The sequence below is a fragment of the Streptomyces phyllanthi genome, assembly GCF_009377205.1.
Taxonomy (GTDB): domain Bacteria; phylum Actinomycetota; class Actinomycetes; order Streptomycetales; family Streptomycetaceae; genus Streptomyces; species Streptomyces phyllanthi.
The window spans coordinates 1-1,368 of sequence record NZ_VJZE01000902.1; the positions used below are offsets into that span (position 1 = coordinate 1).

Below are 1,368 nucleotides of genomic sequence, written 5' to 3' on the forward strand. Positions count from 1 at the left end.
CTCCGCACACCGCCTCTCCCTCCGTCTCCCCTCCGCGCGTCTCCGGAGCCCGCCCGTGAACCACAACCCCTCCCCCGAGACGGTCGTCGACGATGTGCCCGGTGCCCCCGATGCCGACCGGCGGCTGCGCGACGCGTTCGCCGAGGCCGCGTACGGCTTCACACCGCCCCCCGTCCCGCTGGCCGCGATCGAGCGCGACGGCCGCCGCCGCAGGCGCCGCCGCCGGGCCGCCCTGGTGAGCGCGGGCATCGGACTGCTCCTGGCCCCGCTGGCCGTGTTCACCCTGCGCCTGACCGTCGCCTCCGCGGAACCGGCCTCCGAGCACGTCAGGCCTCCGGCCACGTCCCCCTCCGCACCCTCGCAGTCGCCCACCGACTCGCCGCGCGCCGGAAAGGTGCGGGTGGTGAAGCCCGGACAGCGGGTGACGGCCGCGGACGGCACGGAGATCTGGCTGACGGAGGAGGGCAAGTTCTGGCAGCTCCCGGACGAGACCGACGCCGAACCCCGGTTCCGCAGCGTGGTCGACGGCAACCTCGACATGAGCACGCCCAACATCACCCTGCAGGAGCAGGGCAGCGGCGACGGAACCTACTTCCTCTCCGGCGTCTACGTCGGCAAGGGCGAGGCCGCCCGCGTCGAGATCACCACCGTCTCGGGCCGACCGATCGACGGCACGGTCCTGCGGCTGGCGGGCAACGAGAAGTGGGGCGCCTGGTACGCGACCACACCGGCCCTGGACTCCGTCCCGCAGACCTCGGACTTCGCGGGGATCACCGGTCACGTCACGGTGTACGACGCCGCGGACCGGGTGATCGCGGACCAGGACTTCACCTTGTGAGCGGGAGCGTGAGCGGGGCGTGAGCGAGGCGTGAGCTGGGTGTGAGCTGGGTGCGGGGCCTCAGCGCTTCTCGTAAGGGTTCGCGGGCTCCTCGACGGTCCTGACCGCCGTGACGTCCAGGACCGGCGGCCAGGCCTCCTCCGAGCCGAGTTCGCCCGCGGGGTGCCAGGTGCCGGTGAGGGTGACCCAGGTGTCGTCGGGCGGGGCGTCGGCGCCACGGACCTCGATCTTGTACGGGCTGGCGTCGGCGGCACAGCAGGAGACGAGGAGCCGGGTGAGATACCAGGTGCCCGCCTCCTTGGCCCCGTCTTCGCCCTCGTGGGTGACGAAGCCCGTCATACGGACCGTACGGCCCCGGAGGGACCGCTCGCTGTCGTAGATCGCCCGGGAGCTGAACTCGCCCAGGGTCAGCTCGACGGGATCCCCGGCCGGAAGCTCCGGGAACGTGCCGACGCCCCGCGCCGCGGACTCCGCCGCCTCGCGGCCGGCACTGTACGAACCGAGGGCCGGGGGAGGGAAGAGCAGAAGGG

The 1,368-nt window shown here is 73.2% G+C and carries 2 protein-coding genes; one reads left to right on the top strand and one right to left on the bottom strand.

From position 1 onward, the window contains the following. Nucleotides 1-55 precede the first annotated feature (55 nt). The gene (locus FNH04_RS45990) at nt 56-838 is read left to right on the top strand and encodes a hypothetical protein (protein WP_152792149.1); all 783 of its coding nucleotides are present in this window, start codon (nt 56-58) and stop codon (nt 836-838) included. Between the two features lie 60 nt (nt 839-898). Here the strand turns inward: FNH04_RS45990 and FNH04_RS45995 are convergent. Beyond that, on the bottom strand, nt 899-1,368 hold a 470-nt coding region (locus tag FNH04_RS45995), incomplete at its 5' end, for a TIGR03943 family putative permease subunit (protein ID WP_152792150.1).